The following is a 21,091-nucleotide window of genomic DNA, read 5'->3' on the forward strand; positions in this document are numbered from 1 at the left end:
CGCCAGCTCGAGCATCGACACCGGAACCCTTCACGGCACCGAAGGCTGCGAAGGTCAAACCGGTACCTGTGCGTACCGTGCCCGCCGGCGAGGTGGCGGCCAAGGCCGCCGTACCGGAGGCCTCCGCGCAGCCGGCCCCCCAATGGCCGTCGGCGGGCACCGCCGAGGTCGACCTGCCCGGGCCGACGACGCAGGGCAGAGTGGCTTCGCCCGCCCGAGCCGGGGCGCTGCCGGTGCGGGTGAACCGTCCCGAGGCCTCCGCGCGCGGTGCCAGCTCGATTCCGAGCCGGGTCCGGGTCAGCGTGCTCGACCAGCGGGCCGCCGAGCAGGCGCGGATCCGTGGGGTGCTGCTCCGGGTCGCCCGGGTCGACGGTGCCGCCCAACGCGGCACCGTCGAACTCGGCGTCGACTACCGGGCATTCGCCACTGCCTACGGTGCCGACTGGGCGAGCCGGCTACGCCTGGTCTCCCTGCCGGCCTGTGCCCTCAGCACACCGGGGCGTCCGGAGTGCGCCGGCACCGTCCTGCCGACTCGCAACGACCTCGCCGCGCGTACGGCGACCGCCACCGTGCCGGTCGAGCCTCGGATGACGGAGAAGGGCAGCCTCGACCTGGCGGCGCAGGGGAGCCTGTTCGCTCTGACCGCCGGCCCCTCCGGTGCGGCCGGCGACTACGGCGCGACCAGTCTCTCGCCCTCGGCGACCTGGTCGGCCGGTAGCAGTTCCGGTGACTTCACCTGGTCGTACCCGATGCGCAACCCGCCAGGGCTCAATGGACCGACGCCGGAGATGAAGCTGGCCTACTCCGCGCAGAGCGTCGACGGGCGGCACGCGGCCTCCAACAACCAGCCATCCTGGGTGGGCGAGGGCTTCGAGTTCGTCCCCGGCGACTTCATCGAACGGCGCTACCGGTCCTGTGGGCAGGACATGGACGGCGACGACAACAACAACGCCACCAAGACCGGTGACCTGTGCTGGGAGACCAACAACGCGACGATGTCGCTCGGTGGCGCCGGTGGCGAGCTGATCTACAACGCCACCGACGATTACTGGCACCTGCGCCGGGACAACGGCACCCGGGCCGAGCGCATCGTCGGCGGCACGTCGTACGGCAACGGTGACAACGATGGTGAGCACTGGAAGGTCACCACCACCGACGGCACCCAGTACTGGTTCGGTCGGCACAAGCTGGCCGGTTGGACCACCGACAAGGCGGTGACCAACTCCACCTGGACGGTCCCGGTCTTCGGTAACGACCCCAATGAGCCCTGCCGGGGCTCCAACTTCGCCGCCTCAGACTGTATGCAGGCGTGGCGGTGGAACCTGGACTACGTCGTCGATCCGCATGGCAACACCATGTCGCTCTGGTACGCGAAGGAGTCCAACGGATACGCCCGCAACAACACCGCTGACGACGTCGCCTCCTACACCCGGGGCGGTTACCTGACCCGGATCGAGTACGGCACCGACAACCGCACCGCGGTCGGCGGTGTCCGCACCGACTCGCTCTATCGTGGCGTGGCCGCGCCGATGCGGGTGGATCTCGCCGCAGCGGACCGTTGCCTGAACGACTGCTCCAACCACGATGCGGCCCACTGGCCCGACACCCCCTGGGACCAGGAGTGCACCGGCGACTCCTGCCTGGTCGGTGCGCCCACCTTCTGGTCGAAGAAGCGGCTGTCGACAGTGACCACACAGGTCCGCGACGGCAGCGCCTACCGCAACGTGGAGCGATGGACCCTCACCCACACGTTCCCCGACCCCGGTGACGGCACCAGGGCGGGCCTGTTCCTGAAGAAGATCTCCCACGCGGGTCTGGTCGGCACCACCGCCTCGGTACCGGACATCGAGTTCACCGAGACGCAACTCAGCAATCGGGTCGACACCATCGACCACTCGGCTGCGATGAACTGGATGCGTCTCGCGGCGATCCGCAGCGAGAGCGGTGGCACGGTGAACGTCACCTACTCCGAGCCGGACTGTATCGCCGGATCCCGGATGCCCAGTGCCCCGCACAGCAACACGATGCGCTGCTACCCGGTCCGCTGGACACCGGAGGGCTACACCAACCCGGTCACCGACTGGTTCCACAAGTACGTGGTGACCACCATCTACGAGATCGACCACACCGGTGGCGTACCTCCGAACGGCAGTCCGCGGACCGCCTACTCGTACAGCTACCTCGGCGATCCGGCGTGGCACTACGCCGACGACGACGGACTGATCGGGAAGAAGGACAAGACCTGGTCGGTGTGGCGGGGATACGAGAAGGTTGGCGTCACCGTCGGTGACCCTGGCGAGCAGACCTACGTCGAGACGAAGTACTTCCGCGGCATGCACGGCGACAAGCAGCCGACCGGGACCCGCAACGTGCCGGTGACGGGGACCGGCGTGCCGACGGTGAAGGACGAGGACGCCTACGCCGGCATGGAACGAGAGAAGACCACGTACAACGGTCCCGAGGGCGCGGTCGTGTCCCGTGAGGTGAGCGAGCCCTGGCAGTCTTCCGCTACCGCCTCCCGCACCATCAACGGCGATCTCGTCGAAGCGAGATTCGTGGATGTTTCCGGACGGCACAACAGGATAACCCTGGACGCCGGCCGCGGTGAGCGGGTCACCTCGCAGTACACCACCTTCGACGACAAGGGTCTGCCGACCAAGGTGGACGATCTGGGTGACGCCGACAACGCCGGTGACGAGCAGTGTGTCAAGACCGAGTACGCGAACAACACCACGAACTGGCTCATCGGGCAGCCGCACACCAAGTCCACTTACGCGGTCCGCTGTGCTGACGCGGAGAACCCCGCCAGCCTCACCGAGGACAAGGTCATCTCGGTGGAGCGGGTCTCCTACGACGGCAACACCCACGGTGTGGCGCCGACGCGCGGCGAGGCCACCCGGAATGAAGAGATGTCGGCTTGGACGGCCGGTGCGCCGTCCTTCGTGACCGTCTCTCGGGCGGCGTTCGACGTCTACGGCCGGGTAACGGAGGCCTGGGACGCGGTGAACGCTCGGTCCACGACGGCGTACGTCCCGGCCAGTGGTGGCCCGGTGACCGGTCTCGTGGTCACCAACCCACTGAGCCATGCCATCACGAGTGAACTGGAACCTGGCTGGGGCCTGGCAACCAAGGTCACCGATGCCAACGGTAAGCGTACCGAGACCAGCTATGACGGCCTCGGCCGACTGAAAGCGCTCTGGGGTCCAGGCCGTGACAAGACGACCCAACCGGCGAACACCACCTACGACTATCTGATCCGGACCGACGCGCCCTCGGTGATCACTACGAAGGCCCTCAACTCGGCGGGCAACTACGTCGAACGGTACGAGCTCTACGACGGCCTGCTCCGCAAGCGGCAGACCCAGGCCGCGTCACCGTCCGGTGGCCGCCTGCTGACCGACACCTTCTACGACACCGCCGGTCGGGAGGTGAAGTCCTACAGCGCGTACCACACCGCCGGCTCGCCAGGCACCACTCTGGTCACCTCGACGGAAGCGGCCTTCGTCCCAACCCAGATGCGGACCGAGTACGACGGGGTGGGTCGGGCGGTCGCGTCGGTCTTCCAGCCGTACGGTGCCGAACGGAACAGGACCCGCACCTACTACGCCGGCGACCGGGTTGACACCACCCCACCGCTGGGCGGCACCGTCGATTCCAAGGTGGGCGACGCTCAGGGGCGCACCGTGGAGCTACGCCAGTACCACGGTGCGACCCCGACCGGCACATACGAGTCGACTCTCTACCGCTACAACCGGAAGGGTCTGCTCGATCAAGTGACGGACCCGGCGGGTAACCAGTGGGCGTTCAACTACGACATCCGTGGCCGGCGCATCGGGGCCACCGACCCGGACCGTGGGCCGACCAGCATGACGTACGACAACGCCGACCGCGTCACGTCTACGACGGACGCGCTCAACCAGAAGCTGGTTTACGCGTACGACTCGCTCGGTCGCAAGCGAGCGGTCTACGAGAACCAGGTGGGTGGGAAGCTGCGGGCAGAGTGGTTGTACGACACCCTCGCCAAGGGACAACTCACGCAGAGCAGCAGGGCAGTTGGCACGGCTGTCTACCAGGTGAAGGTCACGGGATACAACGACAACTACCAACCCACCGGTACGCAGGTGGTCATTCCGACATCGGAGACCGGCTTGGCTGGCACCTACGATTTCGGCGCCACCTACAACGTCGATGGCAGTGTGGCCTCCGGGTCTCTTCCTGCCAGTGCGGACCTGCCGACGGAGACGCTGTTCCAGCACTACGACCCCGTTTCCGGGCTGCCAAAACAGTTGACCACGCTATATGGTGCCGGACCGAAATCCAGCTATGTGGCGGACACCGACTACAACGCACTCGGCAAGGTCGATCAGTACGAGATGTATACCGGCCTCTATTCGGAGACGGGATCGAGAGTCTTCCGCTCGTTCACGTACGAACTCGAAACTGGCCGGGTGTCCGGCAGCAGCACCGATCGGGATTCGACCGCGCCGCACAAGATCACGGATGTTCGCTACAGCTATGACCAGGTCGGCAACATCACCAAGATGTCCGACATGGCGGCCACGGGCGGAGCCGACCACCAATGCTTCCAACACGACTACCGAGGGCAGTTGGCGCAGGCGTGGACGCCGGCCAACGGCGACTGCAACACCGCACCGACCGTCTCCGGCCTCGGTGGTCCAGCCAAGTACTGGCTGGAGTGGGACATCGACAAGGCGGGTCGCCGGCTGGAGGAGATCGATCGCAGCAATTCGTCCGGCGAGCGCGTCACCACCTACAACTACGGATATCCAGCCGGCGGCGGAGTCCGGCCACACGCACTCAACGGCACCACTACCAAGGTCAACGGGGTGGTCACCGCAACCACCTCCTACACCTACGACGCGGCTGGCAATACCCTGACCCGGCCGACGGCCACCGCCGGTACCCAAACCCTGACCTGGGATCCGGAGGGTCTGCTGGCCACCAGCACCGACAGCACAGGCCCCACCAGCTACATATACGACGCAGACGGCAATCGGCTGATTCGTAAGGACCCGACCGGGAAGACGCTCTACCTTCCGGGCCAGGAAGTGCGATACCGCACCTCCGACGGCAACCTCTCCTGCACCCGCTACTACACCTTCAACGGGCAGACGATCGCATCTCGTACCGCCGCGGGGCTGGTATGGCTCGGCAGCGACCATCAGGGCACCGCCCAGGTGTCGGTCAACGCAGGTAACCAGCAGTTCACCATCCGCCGACAGACGCCGTACGGCACGGCCCGTGGCGGATCGCCGGCCTGGCCCAACAGCAAGGGCTTCGTCGGTGGGACGGTGGACAACACGGGGCTCACCCATCTGGGGGCACGCGAGTACGACCCGGGGCTCGGTCGGTTCGTGAGTGTTGACCCGGTGTTCAACATGGACGCGCCCGAGCAGATGAATGGGTACGCCTACGCGGGCAACAGCCCCATCACGCAGTCCGATCCGACTGGCCGGGAGCCCGGTGGCAGTTGGACGTACCTCGGAAGCGACAGTTGGACCAGCACCAAGGGCGGCTACCGCTATCACTACCGTGCCGACTACTACCTCTTCTGCCGGTACGGCGGATCCGTCTGCCTCGGTGGGGTGGGCAACACGCTCTACTGGATCCCGATGGAGTACTCCGGCATGCCGGGCGTGTGGCTGGTGGCCCGAGTGGTGCTGAATGTCTGGCGATCGGCACTGAATTGGCAGGGCCCTACGGCGAACATACCCGCAGGGCCGCCGAAGCCCCGAGTGCACATCCCAAGTACTCCGGTCTGCCCCCCGGCGCCCATTCCTGAGAAGCCAGAGGGTGAGCTCGATGGTCCGAAGTGCGCCTTCAAGGACTGGAAGTGTTTGACCAGCGGCTCCGAGGGGGTGAAGAAGTGGTGGCGGGGTAACCGGGACTGGGTCACCGGCGCGGTCGGCATCACCGGCGCGGCCCTGTGCATCGTCGCCACGGCTGGGGTCTGCGCGATTGCCGGCGGGATCGGCTTGGGGGTCGCCGTGGGCGGCCGAGGCATGGACCTCTACTCCTCGAAGAGTGGGGCGAAGTCGCCAGAGGCTTGGGCGAGAGCCCTGGGCGGGGCGGTGATCGACTATGCCTCATACAGATTCATCCCAGCGGTGCCGTTGTACAAGACGACGCGGATGGGCAACACCGTCCCCGCGCCGCGAAGCTGGCGCCATCCGACCGGGAGCTACAGCCTTTCCTGGAAGGAGCAGTACAAACCTCGAGGTGTGACGGATACCGCTGCTACCGATGCCGCTGCAAGGGCGTTGGCTGCCCAACTGGGCTGGGTTGCGGTCTCGGCGCCGGGCGGCGTGGCGAAGTGGCAGATGGGCGTCCCGTTCACCGACCCCTTCGCGTGGTGACGAACCCAGCCGAGGGCTGTTCCAGCCCTCGGCTGGGTTCTAGGGTGGGTCGATCGATGGGGATGTCGTGACGAAGAGGTAGGGACGGTTTCTCGCGTGTGGTTGGCCGATGCAACTGAGGATGAGCGGAAACTGCTCCGTACGGCGATGATTCTGCTCCTGATAGGCCTGGGGTTGCTCGGCAGTTCGCTCGGCTACCGGTGGTGGGACTCATCGGAGGCGGATCGGCTGCGCGTGGAAGGCGTGCAGGTTCCGGCCACCCTCACCGACCGGGAGGGAGGCGACGCCCGAGGGAGCGGCGTCGACCGGATCGAGGTCTACTACATGTACGAGGGGGAGCAGCATCTCGACTGGATCCCCTGCGCCAAGCTCGCCGCCTGCAGCAGCCCGCCGCCGCAGGCGTTGACCATCTGGGTGGACCCGAATGATCCGGAGCATTTTGTGGCGGAGAACGGGCGTACCGATGGCTCGCTGTTTTTCCTGATGTCCTGGTATTTCGTGCCGATCGGCGCAATCCCCGCCATCGCCGGTGGCCTGATACTTCGCTCGATGAGGATCGATAGGAAGAACGCGAAAAAGTCACCCAGCGCTGATAATTAAATTATAGGGGAGATGGAATGACGAAACCTGTCAAAAAAGGGGTGCGGCCACCGTCCGCTGCCCGCAACCCGAAGGCGTATGCCTTGTCGGTGGCGGGAGCGGTGTTGATTCTGGTGGGACTGGTGGCGGTCGACTCGATCCTGCTGGTGGCGGTCGGGGCCGCTCTGACGCTGGCCGGATGGCTACTCGCCCGCCGAGGGGCGTGAAGGTCGGCGCAACCAATCTTCACGCCCGCTCACCGTCATCGCGGGAGGACGGGCTCCGGAGTCCGTTCCTCCTGCGGTGCGGCCACCCAGGCGCTGACCCGGCGCTCGGCGTAGAACGAGACGAACGGCACCGTGCCGGCCAGCATCACCAGCAGCATCCGCTTCAGCGGCCAGTCGGCTCGGCGGCTCAGGTCGAACGCGGCCACCAGGTAGATCATGTAGAGGAAGCCGTGCGCCGGCCCGATGGTCTCCACGACGACCGGGTTGTCGAACGCGTACTTCAGCGGCATGCCGATCACGACCAGCAGGATCAGCACCACGCCCACGATCCAGGCGATCACGCGGTACCGGGTAAGGGCAGCGCCCACCTTCGTCCGTCCTTCCGAGCCCGGCTCAGCCGGGATAGTCACCGGGCCGGGCGCCCGGATTGGCGTTCAACCATGACAGGTAGTGGTTGTAGGCGGCCAGGTCGGTGTCCTCGACGACATCGCCGGCGGCCGGCACCCGGGACACCCGCACCGGGCGGCGTACCGCCGGTCGGGACCCGATGGTGACCGCCGGCGCCGGCTCGACGGCCGGATCCGCGGGCGGCGCGTCGGCCTCCGCCGCCCTGCGGCGGGCCAGCTTCACCTCACGCCACCAGACGTAGACCACGAAGCCGGCGAAGATCGGCCACTCGACCGCGTACCCCCAGCTCAGGCTGTTGCCGGCGGTGGCCCGGCTGATCTGCCACCAGCCCAGCCCGAGAAAGCCCACGACCAGCACGACCATGGCCACGTGGCGTGCGATCCACGCCGGGGTCCAGAGCCGCCTCATGACATTGAGGGTACCGGGGGCGCTACCGGTCTCCGACACCGTGTCGTAGTCGTCGCCTCGCCGGCTTGGTTTGGCATCACCACGCCTGGGCAATCGTCTAGACGCCAGCCCAAACGAGATCAAGGGGGGCGATCATGACCGGATCGGTACGTGGGGACGGCTTCGCGTCCAGCGGCAGTGCGGATATTAGCCCGGAGCAGCGGGTGCCCGAGTGGGGCGGCGATCAGCTCGCCGACCCGGCCGGCGCTCCCGGCCTCGACGGCGACCTGCTCGGCATCGACCCGACGGAGCTGACCGACGAGGACCTGATCCGCGAGATGCACAGCCTGCACCGCACCCGCCTGGACACCCTGCGGCACGCGGCGGACTCCGCACTCGCGAACCACCTGCGGCGTACGGCGGAGCTGGAGACCGAGTACCTGGCCCGACACCCGGGTCGCGAGGTCGATCCCAGCCGCCTGCGGGACGCGTGATGCCGGCGCGCGCCGTGCGCGGCATGTCCGCGCCACCCGAGGTGGTCTTCAACACGGCCACCGACCCCGACCGTGCCTCGGCCTGGCTGCCGGAGCCGCTGCGCGGCGACGGCAGCCCCGCGGCGGAGATCAGCGGGGAGGAGCTACGCGCCCGCTGGGGCGACGGCGACGCCGACGACTGGTCCGCCGAGATCCGGGTGGAGCCGGCCGATTCCGGTGGCGCCCGGATTCAGCTCGACCTGGCCGACGGGTCCGGCGGACCCGGTCCGGACCAGTTGGCCGACGAGGCGCTCACCAACCTGGCACGCGAGGTCGCCGACAACCTCCAGGCCGGCTGAGCCGGCCGCGCGGGACGCCGTTCCCGCACCACCACGACACGTGAGGAGATCGGGTGAGCGACACTGGCCTGCGACAGAAGGCGGCCCGGCTGCGCCGGGCGTACGCGCCGCACGAGCACCGGCCGCTCGGCGGCTACCTGGTGGCCATGGGCGCCTACGCCGGGGTGACCGGGGTTCTCGCCGGCCTGGTCAAGGCGACCGGCCGACCGGTGCCGGAGCGTCCCGCGCCGTCCGACGTGGTGCTGCTCTCCATCGCCACGCACAAGCTGAGCCGGTTGCTGTCCAAGGACGCGGTGACCAGCCCGTTGCGGGCGCCGTTCACCCGCTACGACCGTCCGATCGGCAGCGGCGAGGTGATGGAGCAGGTCCGCGACTCGGGCAGCCCCACCCGGCACGCCATCGGCGAGCTGCTGAGCTGCCCGTTCTGCCTGGCGGTCTGGGTGGCCACCGGGCTGACCGGTGGCCTGGTGCTCGCGCCCCGGCTCACCCGTCTGGTGGCCACCGCGCTGACGGCGGTCGCCGCGTCCGACTTCCTCCAGATGGCGTACGCGACGGCGCAACAGGCTGCCGAGGGTGGGCACCAGGACGACGACTGACGAGCAGGACGGGAAAGGGGGGCCGGCAGACACCGGCCCCCCTTTTTTCTCGTACGCCTCAACGTTGCATGCCGGACCAACCGTGCGGCGACTCCGGCTCCCGCTCGTCCTCGTCCGCCCCGGTGATGATGTCCCGATCCACCGCCGTGCGGTCGTGCTCGTTGGCGAAGTCCGGCTCGGGCGTGGTGTCCCTGCCCTTCGGGGGCTGACCCAGCGCCGGCACCTTCTCGTCGTGGTCCTCGTGGTGCGTCATGTCGGTGTCCCTCCTGCGGTCATTCGCGCGATGGTGCCGCCCAGGTCGCTCGCTCAGCCGATGGAACCGCCCAGCAGGTCGCTGGCCTCGTCCACCGAGTACTCGCCCTCGGGAAGCGCGTCGATGCGGGCGAGCAGGTCCGGTGGAAGCTCGGCGGCCACCGCCCGGCGATAGATCTCCGCCTGGGTGACCCGCTCCTGCGCCCGGAAGATGTCGTCGAGCAGGTCGTCGAGGGCCTGGGTGTCCGGCTCGCCGGCCACGGATGCGTCTGCGTCGTCGGTCACGTCGATCAGCTACCCGGGGCGGAAACGGTCAAACGTCACCCCGGTGGCGGCCTGCGCTCTCGGTCGATGGCCCCGCGAACCCTCCTTTGCTCTGCACCCGCCCAGGCGACAGTCACGCTGGGTAGGTGGTGCGCGGACGGGTGCAGAGCAAAGGAAGGCAAAGGGGTGCCGGGGGCGAAGAGGGGCGAGGGTGATGTTGCTCGCCCTCTCGGCCGGGCCGGTCCGCTGGGGTTCGCCGAATACAGACAGCGCCGCCCCCGGCCTTGTGGGCCGGGGGCGGCGCTGGTGTCGGTGTGCAGGTCGCCTCTCGGCGAGTGGCACTACGCGGCTCCAGCCGGACGGTATTCCGCGAAGGCTATTTAGGTGAGGCCCGGGGACACTGGACACACCGACACCCCTGTCAACGAGCCGACCCCCGCTCGTGTTCCGTGCGCTGAGGTGTTGGCGGTCACACCGTCGTCGGCAGGGTGGCCCGCCGGGCCCGCACGGCCGAGGCGAGGTGGTCGAGCACCTCGGCGGTGTCGTCCCAGCCCAGGCACGCGTCGGTGACCGACCGGCCGTACTCCAACTCCCGAGTCGGGTCGAGCTCCTGCCGGCCGGGCAGCAGGAACGACTCCAGCATCACGCCGGTGATCCCACGCTGGCCGGCGGCCAGCTGGGCGGCCACGTCCGCGGCGACCAGCGGCTGGTTGCGGTGGTCCTTGCCGCTGTTGGCGTGACTGGCGTCGATCACCAGCCGCTCCGGCAGATCGGCGGCGCGGAGCAGGTCGAGTGCCCCGGCGACCGACTGGGCGTCGTAGTTGGGTCGGCCGCCCCCACCGCGCAGCACCAGGTGCCCGTCGGTGTTGCCCCGGGTGTGCATGATCGCCGGGGTGCCGGAGAAGTCGATGCCGGGGAAGACGTGCGGCACACCGGCGGCGCGGATCGCGTCCACGGCCGTGCCGATGCTGCCGTCCGGGCGGTTCTTCATGCCGATCGGCATGGACAGGCCGGAGGCGAGCTGGCGGTGCACCTGGCTCTCCACGGTGCGGGCACCGATCGCGCCCCAGCCCACCGTGTCCGCGATGTACTGCGGGGTGATCGGGTCGAGGAACTCGCAACCCACCGGCAGGCCCAGGCGGAGCACGTCGAGCAGCAGCGCCCGAGCCAGCCGCAGGCCGGTGTTGACGTCCCCGCTGCCGTCCAGACCCGGGTCGTTGATCAGGCCCTTCCAGCCGACCGTCGAGCGGGGCTTCTCGAAGTAGACCCGCATGACGATCAGCAGGTCGTCGGCCAGCCGGTCGGCTGCCGTCCGCAGCCGCTGCGCGTAGTCGAGGGCGGCGGCCGGATCATGCACCGAGCAGGGGCCGACCACCACCAGCAGGCGGTCGTCCTCGCGGTCCAGTACGCGACTGACCGCGCGACGGCCGGTCAGCACGGCCGCCGCGAGCGGGGCGTCCAGGGGCAACTCGTGGTGCAGCAGGGCGGGCGTGGTCAGCGGCACGACACGGTCGATCCGCTGATCGCTGACCCGATCGGTCTCCGGGGTCGTCACGGTGGGCATCCTTCCGCCGACCGTGCCCGGGGCCGGTGCCCGGGACGAGCCGGCTGCTCGTACGCAAAAGGGCAGGAACGACAGCTCCTGCCCAGCCGGCTCGGTCCGTGGTGACGTCAGTTCATGGGGAAGTCACCGGCGTGCGAGCCGGCCGCCTAAACCATCGATAGGAACGCGTCACCGGGCCAGCGTACCCGACCGGAGGCGGTCACCCGGACTGTCGTCCCAAGATGCGGGGCGGACATCGCGTGCCGGGGGCGCGGTCGGGGTAACAGGGGTGCCATGACACACGAGCAGAGCGATCAGGAGCGGGTGGAGTCCCGCGCGCACCACCTCCTGCCTGAGGAGAAGGCGGTGGGCAGCGACGACCCGGAGGCGCAGGCGGAGGCCATCCTCGCCGAGTCGGACATCCGCGAGGCGGACCAGAACGCAGCCCCGGACACGGTGCTGGAGCGCCGTACCTCGGATCAGACAGTGGTGGCGGTCGAACCGCCGGACTGAGCGGTTGCTCCACGGGCCCGACGAGATCCCCGGTAGGTCTGGTCGCGCAGCCAGGCAAGCGGGCCTGCGACCCGCAGTTCGGGTGGCAGGTTGCGCACCGGGTCGAACGCGAGCGCCGCGTCCTCGTCGGCGCTGAGCTGAGCATCGAGGCTGACCTGCCCGACCAGCCGCCAGGGCCCCACGGCTGACGCGACCGCGAGCACCAGGCGCGGGGTGTCCGTCCGGGTCGCGGCGGCCGCCGAGGCCAGGCTGCGACCGAGGTCGGCCGAGTCGGGGTCGGCCAGCGCGGCCAGCCAGAGCCGACGCCGACCCGCGCGGTAGCAGGTGATCGTGCTGTACGTGCCGGTGAAGCGGCGTCGGGGCAGCGGCAGGTTCCGCAGCACCGGGGCCGCGCCGCTGGAGCTGACCAGCAGGTCGAACGGTCGGCCGCCGTCGCGGTGCAGGCGCAGTGCGAGGCCCAGAACGTCGGGCCAACTGCCGGGCGTGGGCGTCCCCTTGGAGAGCCGGATGATGGTCCGGTACCGGCCGGGGTGGTCCAGCAGGGCGACCCCGGTCGGCGGTCCGGGCGTACCCCAGATCACCGTCTCGCCGACGAACGAGCGACCGGCCGGATGCAGCAACCGGCCGCGGCGCAGCCGGCCGAGTGCGGTGCTGGCGTTTTCGACGGCGGTGGCGGCCCGGGACGGAGGCGGGGTGACGGTCATTGCTCACCGGTACCCCGCGCGGCGGCTCCGATGCGGCCCGGGTCGGCTCGCCGACCGACCGCACGTCACCTTTCCGCCTCCGAGATCGGATAGCGTCGGGGGCATGCCCGACAGCGGTTACCCCTGGCCCATTCAGACGTCCCGACTGGACAACGGCCTGCGCGTGGTGGTGAGTGAGGATCGCACCGCGCCCGCCGTGGCCGTCAACCTCTGGTACGACGTCGGCTCCCGGCACGAGCCGGCCGGGCAGACCGGTTTCGCCCACCTCTTCGAGCACCTGATGTTCGAGGGCTCGGTGAACGTGGCGAAGACCGAGCACATGAAGCTGATCCAGGGCTCGGGCGGCTCGCTCAACGCCACGACCAACCCGGACCGGACCAACTACTTCGAGACGGTCCCGGCCGAGCACCTGGAGCTGGCGCTCTGGTTGGAGGCCGACCGGATGGGCGGCCTGGTCCCCGCCCTCACCCAGGAGACGCTGGACAACCAGCGGGACGTGGTGAAGAACGAGCGCCGGCAGCGCTACGAGAACGTGCCGTACGGCGACGCCTGGCTGCGGTTGCTGCCGCTGCTCTACCCGCCGGGGCACCCCTACCACCACGCCACGATCGGTTCGATGGCCGACCTGAACGCCGCCGACCTGGGCACCTTCCAGGCGTTCCACCAGACCTACTACGCGCCGAACAACGCGGTGCTGACCGTGGTCGGCGACGCCACCGCCTCCGACGTGTTCGCGCTCGCCGACAAGTACTTCGGCGCGTTGCCAGCCCGCGACGACATCCCGCCGGCACCGGACGGCCGCAACGTCCCCGCCACCGGGCAGACGGCCGTCGAGTCGGTGAGCGCCGACGTGCCGGCGCCACGGGTCTACATCGCCCACCGCAGCTACCCGTTCGGCAGCGCGGGGTACAACGTGATCACCGTGCTCGCCACCATCCTGGGCAGCGGCCGGGGCAGCCGGCTCTACCAGCGCCTCGCCGACGGCGAGCGGATCGCGCAACCGGACCTGGTCGGGGCATACGGGGTGGACCTCGCACACGCCCCGGCACCGCTGATCGCCACCGCCACCGCCCGCCCCGGAGTGAGCGCCGAGCGGCTGGCCGACGGGCTGGCCGAGGTCGTCGACGAGTTGGCCACGGTGCCGGTCACCGCCGCCGAGCTGGATCGCGCCAAGGCGTTGCTCAGCACCGGGTGGTGGCGTCAGCTGTCCACCGTCGACGGCCGCGCGGACCTGCTCGGCCGGTACACCACGCAGTTCGGTGACCCGGCCCGCATCGCCGAGCAGTTGCCGGCCCTGCTCGCGGTCACCGCCGAGCAGATCGCCGAGGCCGCCGCCGAGGTGCTCGCCACCGACCGGGTGACCCTGACCTACCTGCCCGAGGAGACCTCATGACGCTGATCGCCGACCGTCCCGGCCCGGGTGCCGCCCGCCCGTACCGGTTCCCGCCGGTGGTCCGCCGCGCCGCGGCCGGTGGTCAGGTCGTCGCCGCGCACCTGCCGGGGCAGAACCTCGCCGTGGCCCTGCTGCTGCTCGACGTGGGCGCGGGCCAGGAGCCGGTCGGCAAGGAGGGTCTGTCCGGCGTGCTGGCCAAGGCGTTGGAGGAGGGGACCGCGCAGCGGGACGCCGCCGCGTACGCGCTCGCCGTCGAAGGGCTCGGCACCGCGTTGTCGACCGGTCTGGACTGGGACTCGTTCCAGGCCAGCGTGGTGATCCCGGTGGACCGGCTGAGCGCGGCGGTGGAACTGCTCGCCGAGGCGGTCCGGACGCCCAGGCTCGACCCCGCCGACGTACGCCGGGTCCGCGACGACGAGGCGACCGCACTCCGGATGGACTGGGCCAACCCCGGCCCGCGCGCCGACGCCGCGCTGCGCGCCGACCTGTTCGGCGCCCAGAACCGCTGGGGACGGCCGATGCACGGCGACCCGGAGTCGGTCGCCGGGTTGGACGTGGAGGACGTGACGGTCTTCCACTCGGAGTGGTTCCTGCGCCCCGGCACCCTGATCGTCGCCGGTGACCTGGACCGGATCGACCTGGACGCGCTGGCCGCCGCGGCGTTCGCCGGCACCGGTGGTGGCCCCGCCGAGCGGGGCGGTCCCATCGAGGTGCCGCTGCACAGCGGTCGGCGGATCATCCTGGTGGACCGGCCCGGCTCGGTGCAGTCCACGCTGCGGCTGGGCCACCCGTCACCACACCGGGCGCACCCCGACCACGTGCCGATGACGCTCGCCGGCACTGTGCTCGGCGGGGCGTTCACCTCCCGACTCAACCACCTGCTGCGGGAGGTGCACGGCTACACCTACGGCATCCGGGGCGACTTCGCCGCGTCGCGGCGGTTCGGGCGGTTCGCTGTCAGTTCCGGCGTGCAGACGGCGGTCACCGCACCGGCCCTGGTCGAGGCGGTGGGCGAGATCACCCGTACCCAGGCCACCGGGGTGACCGAGGAGGAGCTGGAGGTGGCCCGCTCCTGGCGGGCCGGGCAGCTCTCGGTCGAGTTGCAGAGCCCTCGGGCGATCGCCTCCGCGCTGACCACTCTGGTGGTGCACGACCTGCCGGACGACTACCACGCGCGGTTGCGCGAGTCGTTGCTCTCCGCCGACGTGGACCAGGTCTCCGCGGCGGCAGCCACCCACCTGCACCCGGAAGCTCTCACCCTGGTCATCGAGGGCGACGCCGCAGTGATCCGCGACGACCTGGAGGCCACCGCCCTAGGAGATCTCCTCCCCTAACCCGCGCCGGACGAACGTCGTTGATCAAGAGGTTTGCGTCATCCGGAGCACGGTTTCTGACGCGAATCTCTTGATCGACAGATGTAGGGCGGGTGTGAGGTGGGACCCGGGGGGTGGGAAAGGGGTCCCGGTTTCGGGGGTGGGGTCGGTAGCCTCGCGGGCATGAGGATCGGCATTGTGGGGGCCACCGGCCAGGTCGGTGGCGTGATGCGGCAGGTGCTGGCGGAGCGGGAGTTCCCAGCGGAGCAGGTGCGGTTGTTCGCCTCGGCGCGGTCCGCCGGGCGTACGCTGCCGTGGCGCGACGGCGAGGTGACAGTCGAGGACGCCGCTACCGCTGACTATTCCGAGCTGGACATCGTGCTGTTCTCGGCCGGTAAGGGCACCGCTCGCGAGTTGGCGCCCCGGGTCGCCGAGGCCGGCGCCGTGGTGATCGACAACTCGTCGGCGTTCCGGATGGACCCGCAGGTGCCGCTGGTGGTCGCCGAGGTCAACCCGCACGCCGCCCTGGACCGACCCAAGGGCATCATCGCCAACCCGAACTGCACCACGATGGCCGCGATGCCGGTGCTGCGTCCGTTGCACGCCGAGGCCGGCCTGGTCGGCCTGGTCGTCTCCACCTACCAGGCGGTCTCCGGTGCCGGGCTGGCCGGCGTCGCCGAACTGGACGAACAGGTCCGCAAGGTGGCCGAGCACGCCGCCGGGCTGGCCTTCGACGGGTCGGCAGTGGAGTTCCCCGCGCCCCGCTCGTTCACCCAGCCCATCGCCTTCAACGTTCTCCCGCTGGCCGGTTCGATCGTCGACGACGGCTCGTTCGAGACCGACGAGGAGCAGAAGCTCCGCAACGAGAGCCGCAAGATCCTGGAGATCCCCGACCTGTTGGTCTCCGGCACCTGTGTCCGGGTGCCGGTCTTCACCGGGCACTCGCTCCAGATCAACGCCCGGTTCGCCCGGCCGCTCACCCCGCAGCGCGCCCACGAACTGCTGGCCGACGCGCCCGGGGTGGCACTGACCGACGTCCCGACGCCGTTGCAGGCCGCCGGCCAGGACCCGACCTACGTGGGCCGGATCCGCGTTGACGAGACCGTCGAGTACGGGCTGGCGCTGTTCTGCTCCAACGACAACCTGCGCAAGGGCGCCGCGCTGAACGCGGTGCAACTCGCCGAGCTGGTCGCCGCCGAGCGCCGCTGACCGGCACGGTCGCCGAAACACCGAACTCTCACCGAGCCCTCGCCGTCCGTCGGCGAGGGCTCGGTGCCGTTCCGGGTGGTCGCCCCGCCGTTCCGGGTGGTCGCCAGCGGCGGCCGGCAGGTCGTGCTTGGATGGGTTCGAGACGATCGTCCAACCTGGAGGACACCATGCCGGATGACCACACCCAGCAGGCGTTGACCGATCTGGTGGCCGGCCGCTCGATGGGCGTGCTCGCCACCATCAAGCGGGACGGGCGTCCGCAGCTGTCCACGGTGCTCTACTCCTTCGACCGGGACGCGGGCCTGATCCGGGTCTCGGTCACCGACGGTCGCGCCAAGACCGCCAACCTGCGCCGTGACCCGCGTGCCAGCTTCCACGTGAGCAGCGAGGACGGCTGGGCGTACGCGGTCGTCGAGGGTCGCGCCGAACTGACCCCGCCGGCCACCGAACTCGGCGACGAGACTGTCGAGGAGTTGGTGGCGCTCTACCGGGGGCTGAGCGGCGAACACCCCGACTGGGACGAGTACCGCCAGGCCATGGTCGACGAGGGACGGATCGTGCTACGCCTGCACGTCGAGCGGCTCTACGGGATGCCGCCCCGGGGCTGACCCGCCCACAGCCGATCAGCCCGGCTCGATCACTGTCACGCCGGGCCAACGTTGCGCCGGCCGGTGCCGGGCCAACCGCTCCCGCGACCGGGCCACGTCCACCCGGGCCGAGTTGTGCCGCCACACCCCGGCCAGCAGATCCGTCAGGCCGTACGGGGCGCAGACCCGGAGTCGGCCGGCCGGGTCCAGGCTGACGGCCACCGCTGTCGCGTACTCCGGCCAGGTGGCGACCGCGTCGGCCACGCTGCGGTACGGCGCGATCGGGTCGCCCCCGAACTTGGCCGCGTACCAGGTGTGCACCGCCGCCTGGTTGCGCGCCTGCCACGGCGGCTGCGGCCACATCTCCGCCAGCCGGGCGGTGGCCCGGTCGTCGTCGACGCGGGTCAGCCGCACCGGGTCGAAGAAGACCACGTCGACGTCGCGGACCCGCGCCGGGTCGAACCCCTCGCCGTACCGCTCGCCCCAGACCAGGTCGCGCAGGGCGCCCGCGCCGATCCAGGCGTCCGGCAACCCGGAGTCACGCACCACCGTCAGCGCCCGGGTCAGCCAGTTGCTGCCGGCGACCAGTTCCCGCAGCTCATCCTCGCCCGTCATCATCCGCCCACCGTAGGCAGCCCGACCCTGCGGCGGGAAACCTCCCGGTTGCTGTCGTTCAGCGACGGGGTCTTCGCCATCACGAACTGCGACACCCGCGCGGATAGGCCGGGGCCGTCGGCGTTACCCCCTCCCGGGCGGCGGGTAGACGGGCCGTGCCGACACCGAGAGGGGAGCACCATGACAACGGTCGGAGAGTTCATGACGACCCGGTTGGTGACGATGGACGGCAACGACACGCTCATCGCCGCCGCGCAGGAGATGCGTGACAGCGCGATAGGCGACGTGGTGGTGACCGACGGCGACAGTGTGGTCGGCATCGTCACGGACCGGGACATCACGGTCCGAGGCGTCGCGGAGAACATGGACCCGGGCTCGACCCGGTTGAGCCAGATCACCACTCGCGACGTGATCACGGTGAGTCAGTACGACGATGCCGTGGCCGCCGCGGACCTGATGCGGACGTACGCCGTACGCCGACTTCCGGTGATCGACGACGGGCGCCTGATCGGCCTGGTGTCGATGGGTGACCTCGCGGTCGAGCGCGAACCGCAGTCGGTCCTGGCCGACATCAGCGCCGACGACCCGAACAACTGACCCGTCCGCCGCGGCGCGCGCCGGCTCTCCCTTCCGGGAGGGCCGGCGCTGTGGCGTCTCCACCGGGGCGGGGCGGGCTCACCCGATTTGGGCGAGGTTGACCGGGGGAGCGGCGGGGACCCGTGCGGGGACGTGCAACGCCGGCCGTCCGTGCGACGCGAGCGCGGTGGGTGGGATCCCCGGCCCGGCAACTGGGAGGAGTGGACCCGATGGTGGACGCGACCACGAGGTTCTTCGAGGACCTGGACCGGCGGGGGTACGAACCCCTGCTGGCCAAGACCTCCGGGACGCTGCGGATCGACCTGCACGAGGGGGCGCAGACCCGGCACTGGCTGCTGAGGATCGACCACGGCCGGCTGAACGTCAGTCAGGAGGACCAGGAGGCCGACACGGTGATCGGCGCGAGCCCTGTCCTCTTCGACGACATCGCCTCGGGGCGCGAGCACGGCCTGGCCGCGCTGTTGCGGGGGGACATGACGGTCTCCGGTGACGCTCGGCTCGTCGTACAGGTGGAGCGGATCTTTCCGGGTGCCCCGGACGCCCGTGGGCCGCGTCGGCGATTCGCCGGGGAGGTGCACTGATGGGGCAGAGCAACACGATCCGGATCCTGGACGGCAACACGTTCGTCGTCTGCGAGGACACCGGTGACATCGAGGCGACGCCGAGCGAGCCCACCGGGCTCTTCTCCATCGACACCCGGTTCCTGTCGACCTGGGTGCTGACCGTCAACGGTGAGCGACTCAACTCGCTCTCCTACGACGACCTGCAGTACTTCGAGTCGCGATTCTTCCTGGTCCCGGGAATGGCAACGCACTACGTGGACGCCAAGCTGTCGATCATCCGGGAGCGCACCGTGGGCGGCAGCTTCTGTGAGCAGCTGACCATCCTCAACCACGACGAGAAGCCGGTCGACCTGGAAGTCCGGATGGACGCCGCGTCGGACTTCGCCGACCTGTTCCAGGTCAAGGACGAGATCCTGAACAAGAAGGGCGAGATCTACACCGAGGTGGAGTCGGACCGGCTGCGGCTGGGGTACCGGCGGGGCAACTTCCGGCGGGAGACGGTCATCTCGTCGTCGATGTCGGCCCGGTACGACAGCAAGGGCTTCGCGTACACCGTGCACCTGGAGCCCAACGAGCAGTGGGACGCCTCGATCGACGTCCAGACCCACGCGGTGGGGCCCGGCGGCCGGGACCTGCGGTTCGGGCTGCGCAAACACGGCACCGAGCGGCTCGCTCTCCAGCACGACCTGGAGAAGTGGATCGCTGACGCACCGAAGGTCAACAGTGAGCACGGCCGGGTGGCCAGCACGTACCGGCGCAGTCTGATCGACCTGGCGGCGCTGCGTTTCTCGCCGCTGTCGCTGGGCGGCGCCACCCTGCCCGCCGCCGGTCTGCCCTGGTTCATGACCATGTTCGGCCGGGACAGCATCCTCACCTGCCTGCAGACGCTGCCGTTCACCCCGCAGTTGTCGAAGACGACGCTGCGCATCCTGGCGTCCCTTCAGGGCAGCCGGTTCGACGACTTCCGGGACGAGGACCCGGGGCGCATCCTGCACGAGATGCGCTACGGCGAGACCGCGGCCTTCGAGGAGCAGCCCCACTCGCCGTACTACGGCTCGGTCGACGCGACGCCGCTGTTCATCGTGCTGCTCGACGAGTACGAGCGGTGGAGCGGGGACGTCGCGCTGGTCAAGGAGCTGGAGCAGGAGTCCCGGGCGGCGCTGAGGTGGATCGACAACTACGCCGACCTGGTTGGCACCGGCTACATCTGGTACGAGCGACGCAACACCGACACCGGCCTGGAGAACCAGTGCTGGAAGGACTCCTGGGACTCGATCTCCTACTCCGACGGCACGCTGCCGCCGTTCCCACGGGCCACCTGCGAGGTGCAGGGGTACGCGTACGACGCGAAGGTCCGCGCGGCCCGGTTGGCGCGCGAGTTCTGGGGTGACCCGGAGTTCGCCGACCAGTTGGAGCGGGAGGCGGCGGAGCTGAAGGAGCGGTTCAACAGGGACTGGTGGGTGGACGACGGGGAGTACTTCGCCCTGGCCCTGGACCCGGACGGCCGGCAGTGCGACATCCTCAGCTCCAACATCGGCCACCTGCTGTGGAGCGGGATCGTCGAACCGGAGCGGGCGGAGAAGCTCGCCGCGCACCTGGTCGGGCCGCGGCTCTTCTCCGGCTGGGGGGTGCGCACCCTCGCCGAGGGGGAGGCCCGCTACAACCCCATCGGCTATCACAACGGCACGATCTGGCCGTTCGACAACTCGTTCATCGCCTGGGGTCTGCGCCGCTACGGCTTCGCCGAGGAGGCCGCGACCATCGCCAACGGCATCCTGGACGCGGCCACGTACTTCGACGGCCGGTTGCCGGAGGCGTTCGGCGGCTACCCGCGGGAGTTGACCAAGTTCCCGGTGGAGTACCCGACGGCGTGCAGCCCGCAGGCATGGTCGACTGGTACGCCGCTGTTGCTGCTGCGCACCATGCTCGGTCTGGAGCCGCACGAGGGTCACCTGGCGGTCGAGCCGCGGCTGCCGGTGGGGATGGGTCGCATCGAGGTGCTGGACATCCCCGGTCGTTGGGGCCGGGTGGACGCGTTCGCCAGGGGTCGACTGGACCTGGACAAGCTCTCCGACTGACCGATCCGGCCGCCGAACCGGCGGTGGCGCGCCGCCCGCGTCGCCGCCGGTTCG

The 21,091-nt window shown here is 69.9% G+C and carries 21 protein-coding genes; 14 read left to right on the forward strand and 7 right to left on the reverse strand.

All coding sequences use genetic code 11. The features are described 5' to 3' along the window. Positions 1-68: 68 nt before the first annotated feature. From PSH03_RS06730 to PSH03_RS06740, 3 genes are all read left to right on the forward strand, one after another. A complete protein-coding gene (locus PSH03_RS06730; RefSeq protein ID WP_238688560.1) occupies positions 69-6,377 on the forward strand; it encodes an RHS repeat-associated core domain-containing protein in 6,309 nt (2,102 codons plus the stop codon). A 147-nt stretch (positions 6,378-6,524) separates the two neighbouring features. Further along, positions 6,525-6,977 carry a DUF3592 domain-containing protein gene (locus tag PSH03_RS06735; RefSeq protein WP_238688561.1) on the forward strand — a complete coding sequence of 151 codons (453 nt, stop codon included), beginning with the start codon at positions 6,525-6,527 and terminating at the stop codon, positions 6,975-6,977. Between the two features lie 17 nt (positions 6,978-6,994). Then, positions 6,995-7,183 carry a hypothetical protein gene (locus PSH03_RS06740; protein ID WP_210784551.1) on the forward strand — a complete coding sequence of 63 codons (189 nt, stop codon included), beginning with the start codon at positions 6,995-6,997 and terminating at the stop codon, positions 7,181-7,183. 35 nt (positions 7,184-7,218) lie between these two features. Here PSH03_RS06740 and PSH03_RS06745 read toward each other — a convergent pair whose 3' ends face one another. Both PSH03_RS06745 and PSH03_RS06750 read right to left on the reverse strand, forming a co-directional pair. Next, the gene (locus PSH03_RS06745) at positions 7,219-7,551 is read right to left on the reverse strand and encodes a DUF3817 domain-containing protein (protein WP_238688562.1); all 333 of its coding nucleotides are present in this window, start codon (positions 7,549-7,551) and stop codon (positions 7,219-7,221) included. Between the two features lie 25 nt (positions 7,552-7,576). After that, positions 7,577-7,999, reverse strand: coding sequence for a hypothetical protein (locus PSH03_RS06750; RefSeq protein WP_238688563.1), 423 nt, complete (start codon positions 7,997-7,999; stop codon positions 7,577-7,579). A 131-nt stretch (positions 8,000-8,130) separates the two neighbouring features. Between PSH03_RS06750 and PSH03_RS06755 the strand changes: the two genes are divergently transcribed. Genes PSH03_RS06755 through PSH03_RS06765 form a run of 3 tightly spaced genes read left to right on the forward strand, consistent with a single transcriptional unit; the run spans position 8,131 to position 9,406 of the window. Further along, positions 8,131-8,472, forward strand: a complete 342-nt coding sequence (locus tag PSH03_RS06755; RefSeq protein WP_372494714.1) for a DUF6158 family protein — start codon at positions 8,131-8,133, stop codon at positions 8,470-8,472. Beyond that, on the forward strand, positions 8,472-8,810 hold the full coding sequence (locus tag PSH03_RS06760) for an SRPBCC family protein (RefSeq protein ID WP_210784555.1): 339 nt from the start codon (positions 8,472-8,474) through the stop codon (positions 8,808-8,810). The genes PSH03_RS06755 and PSH03_RS06760 overlap by 1 nt, the downstream gene beginning before the upstream one ends. 53 nt (positions 8,811-8,863) lie before the next feature. Continuing rightward, positions 8,864-9,406: a DUF1360 domain-containing protein gene (locus PSH03_RS06765; RefSeq protein WP_210784556.1), complete on the forward strand. Its 543-nt coding sequence runs from the start codon at positions 8,864-8,866 to the stop codon at positions 9,404-9,406. Between the two features lie 58 nt (positions 9,407-9,464). Here PSH03_RS06765 and PSH03_RS06770 read toward each other — a convergent pair whose 3' ends face one another. The 3 genes from PSH03_RS06770 to PSH03_RS06780 all read right to left on the reverse strand — a co-directional run bounded on the left by PSH03_RS06770 (position 9,465) and on the right by PSH03_RS06780 (position 11,486). Next, positions 9,465-9,659: a hypothetical protein gene (locus PSH03_RS06770; RefSeq protein WP_091405645.1), complete on the reverse strand. Its 195-nt coding sequence runs from the start codon at positions 9,657-9,659 to the stop codon at positions 9,465-9,467. A 53-nt stretch (positions 9,660-9,712) separates the two neighbouring features. Next, complete coding sequence (locus PSH03_RS06775; protein WP_247669581.1) at positions 9,713-9,952, reverse strand: hypothetical protein; 240 nt, start codon at positions 9,950-9,952, stop codon at positions 9,713-9,715. A 439-nt stretch (positions 9,953-10,391) separates the two neighbouring features. After that, the gene (locus tag PSH03_RS06780; RefSeq protein ID WP_210784558.1) at positions 10,392-11,486 is read right to left on the reverse strand and encodes a 3-deoxy-7-phosphoheptulonate synthase; all 1,095 of its coding nucleotides are present in this window, start codon (positions 11,484-11,486) and stop codon (positions 10,392-10,394) included. Positions 11,487-11,759: 273 nt separating this feature from the next. On the opposite strand from PSH03_RS06780, the gene PSH03_RS06785 reads away from it, so the two are divergent. Beyond that, positions 11,760-11,978, forward strand: coding sequence for a hypothetical protein (locus PSH03_RS06785; protein ID WP_210784559.1), 219 nt, complete (start codon positions 11,760-11,762; stop codon positions 11,976-11,978). Here the strand turns inward: PSH03_RS06785 and PSH03_RS06790 are convergent. After that, complete coding sequence (locus tag PSH03_RS06790; RefSeq protein ID WP_238688564.1) at positions 11,945-12,682, reverse strand: phosphodiesterase; 738 nt, start codon at positions 12,680-12,682, stop codon at positions 11,945-11,947. The two genes, PSH03_RS06785 and PSH03_RS06790, sit on opposite strands and share 34 nt — an antisense overlap. 103 nt (positions 12,683-12,785) lie before the next feature. Here PSH03_RS06790 and PSH03_RS06795 point away from each other — a divergent pair, with 103 nt between their 5' ends. The 4 genes from PSH03_RS06795 to PSH03_RS06810 all read left to right on the forward strand — a co-directional run bounded on the left by PSH03_RS06795 (position 12,786) and on the right by PSH03_RS06810 (position 17,205). After that, positions 12,786-14,075, forward strand: a complete 1,290-nt coding sequence (locus PSH03_RS06795; RefSeq protein ID WP_238688565.1) for a M16 family metallopeptidase — start codon at positions 12,786-12,788, stop codon at positions 14,073-14,075. Continuing rightward, positions 14,072-15,409 carry a M16 family metallopeptidase gene (locus tag PSH03_RS06800; RefSeq protein ID WP_238688566.1) on the forward strand — a complete coding sequence of 446 codons (1,338 nt, stop codon included), beginning with the start codon at positions 14,072-14,074 and terminating at the stop codon, positions 15,407-15,409. Before PSH03_RS06795 ends, PSH03_RS06800 begins: the two co-directional genes overlap by 4 nt. A 162-nt stretch (positions 15,410-15,571) precedes the next feature. Next, positions 15,572-16,597 carry an aspartate-semialdehyde dehydrogenase gene (locus PSH03_RS06805; RefSeq protein WP_210784563.1) on the forward strand — a complete coding sequence of 342 codons (1,026 nt, stop codon included), beginning with the start codon at positions 15,572-15,574 and terminating at the stop codon, positions 16,595-16,597. Positions 16,598-16,764: 167 nt separating this feature from the next. Then, complete coding sequence (locus tag PSH03_RS06810; protein ID WP_210784591.1) at positions 16,765-17,205, forward strand: PPOX class F420-dependent oxidoreductase; 441 nt, start codon at positions 16,765-16,767, stop codon at positions 17,203-17,205. Between the two features lie 15 nt (positions 17,206-17,220). Here the strand turns inward: PSH03_RS06810 and PSH03_RS06815 are convergent, their stop codons facing one another. Next, positions 17,221-17,802: a nucleotidyltransferase family protein gene (locus PSH03_RS06815; RefSeq protein ID WP_238688567.1), complete on the reverse strand. Its 582-nt coding sequence runs from the start codon at positions 17,800-17,802 to the stop codon at positions 17,221-17,223. A 177-nt stretch (positions 17,803-17,979) separates the two neighbouring features. Here PSH03_RS06815 and PSH03_RS06820 point away from each other — a divergent pair, with 177 nt between their 5' ends. From PSH03_RS06820 to PSH03_RS06830, 3 genes are all read left to right on the forward strand, one after another. Then, positions 17,980-18,396, forward strand: coding sequence for a CBS domain-containing protein (locus tag PSH03_RS06820; protein WP_091405600.1), 417 nt, complete (start codon positions 17,980-17,982; stop codon positions 18,394-18,396). Positions 18,397-18,605: 209 nt separating this feature from the next. Further along, positions 18,606-18,977 carry an SCP2 sterol-binding domain-containing protein gene (locus PSH03_RS06825; protein WP_210784565.1) on the forward strand — a complete coding sequence of 124 codons (372 nt, stop codon included), beginning with the start codon at positions 18,606-18,608 and terminating at the stop codon, positions 18,975-18,977. Beyond that, positions 18,977-21,037, forward strand: a complete 2,061-nt coding sequence (locus PSH03_RS06830; protein WP_238688568.1) for an amylo-alpha-1,6-glucosidase — start codon at positions 18,977-18,979, stop codon at positions 21,035-21,037. The genes PSH03_RS06825 and PSH03_RS06830 overlap by 1 nt, the downstream gene beginning before the upstream one ends. Positions 21,038-21,091: the final 54 nt, after the last annotated feature.

Origin of the sequence: Micromonospora salmantinae, from assembly GCF_022230905.1 — a bacterium.
Classification (GTDB): domain Bacteria; phylum Actinomycetota; class Actinomycetes; order Mycobacteriales; family Micromonosporaceae; genus Micromonospora; species Micromonospora salmantinae.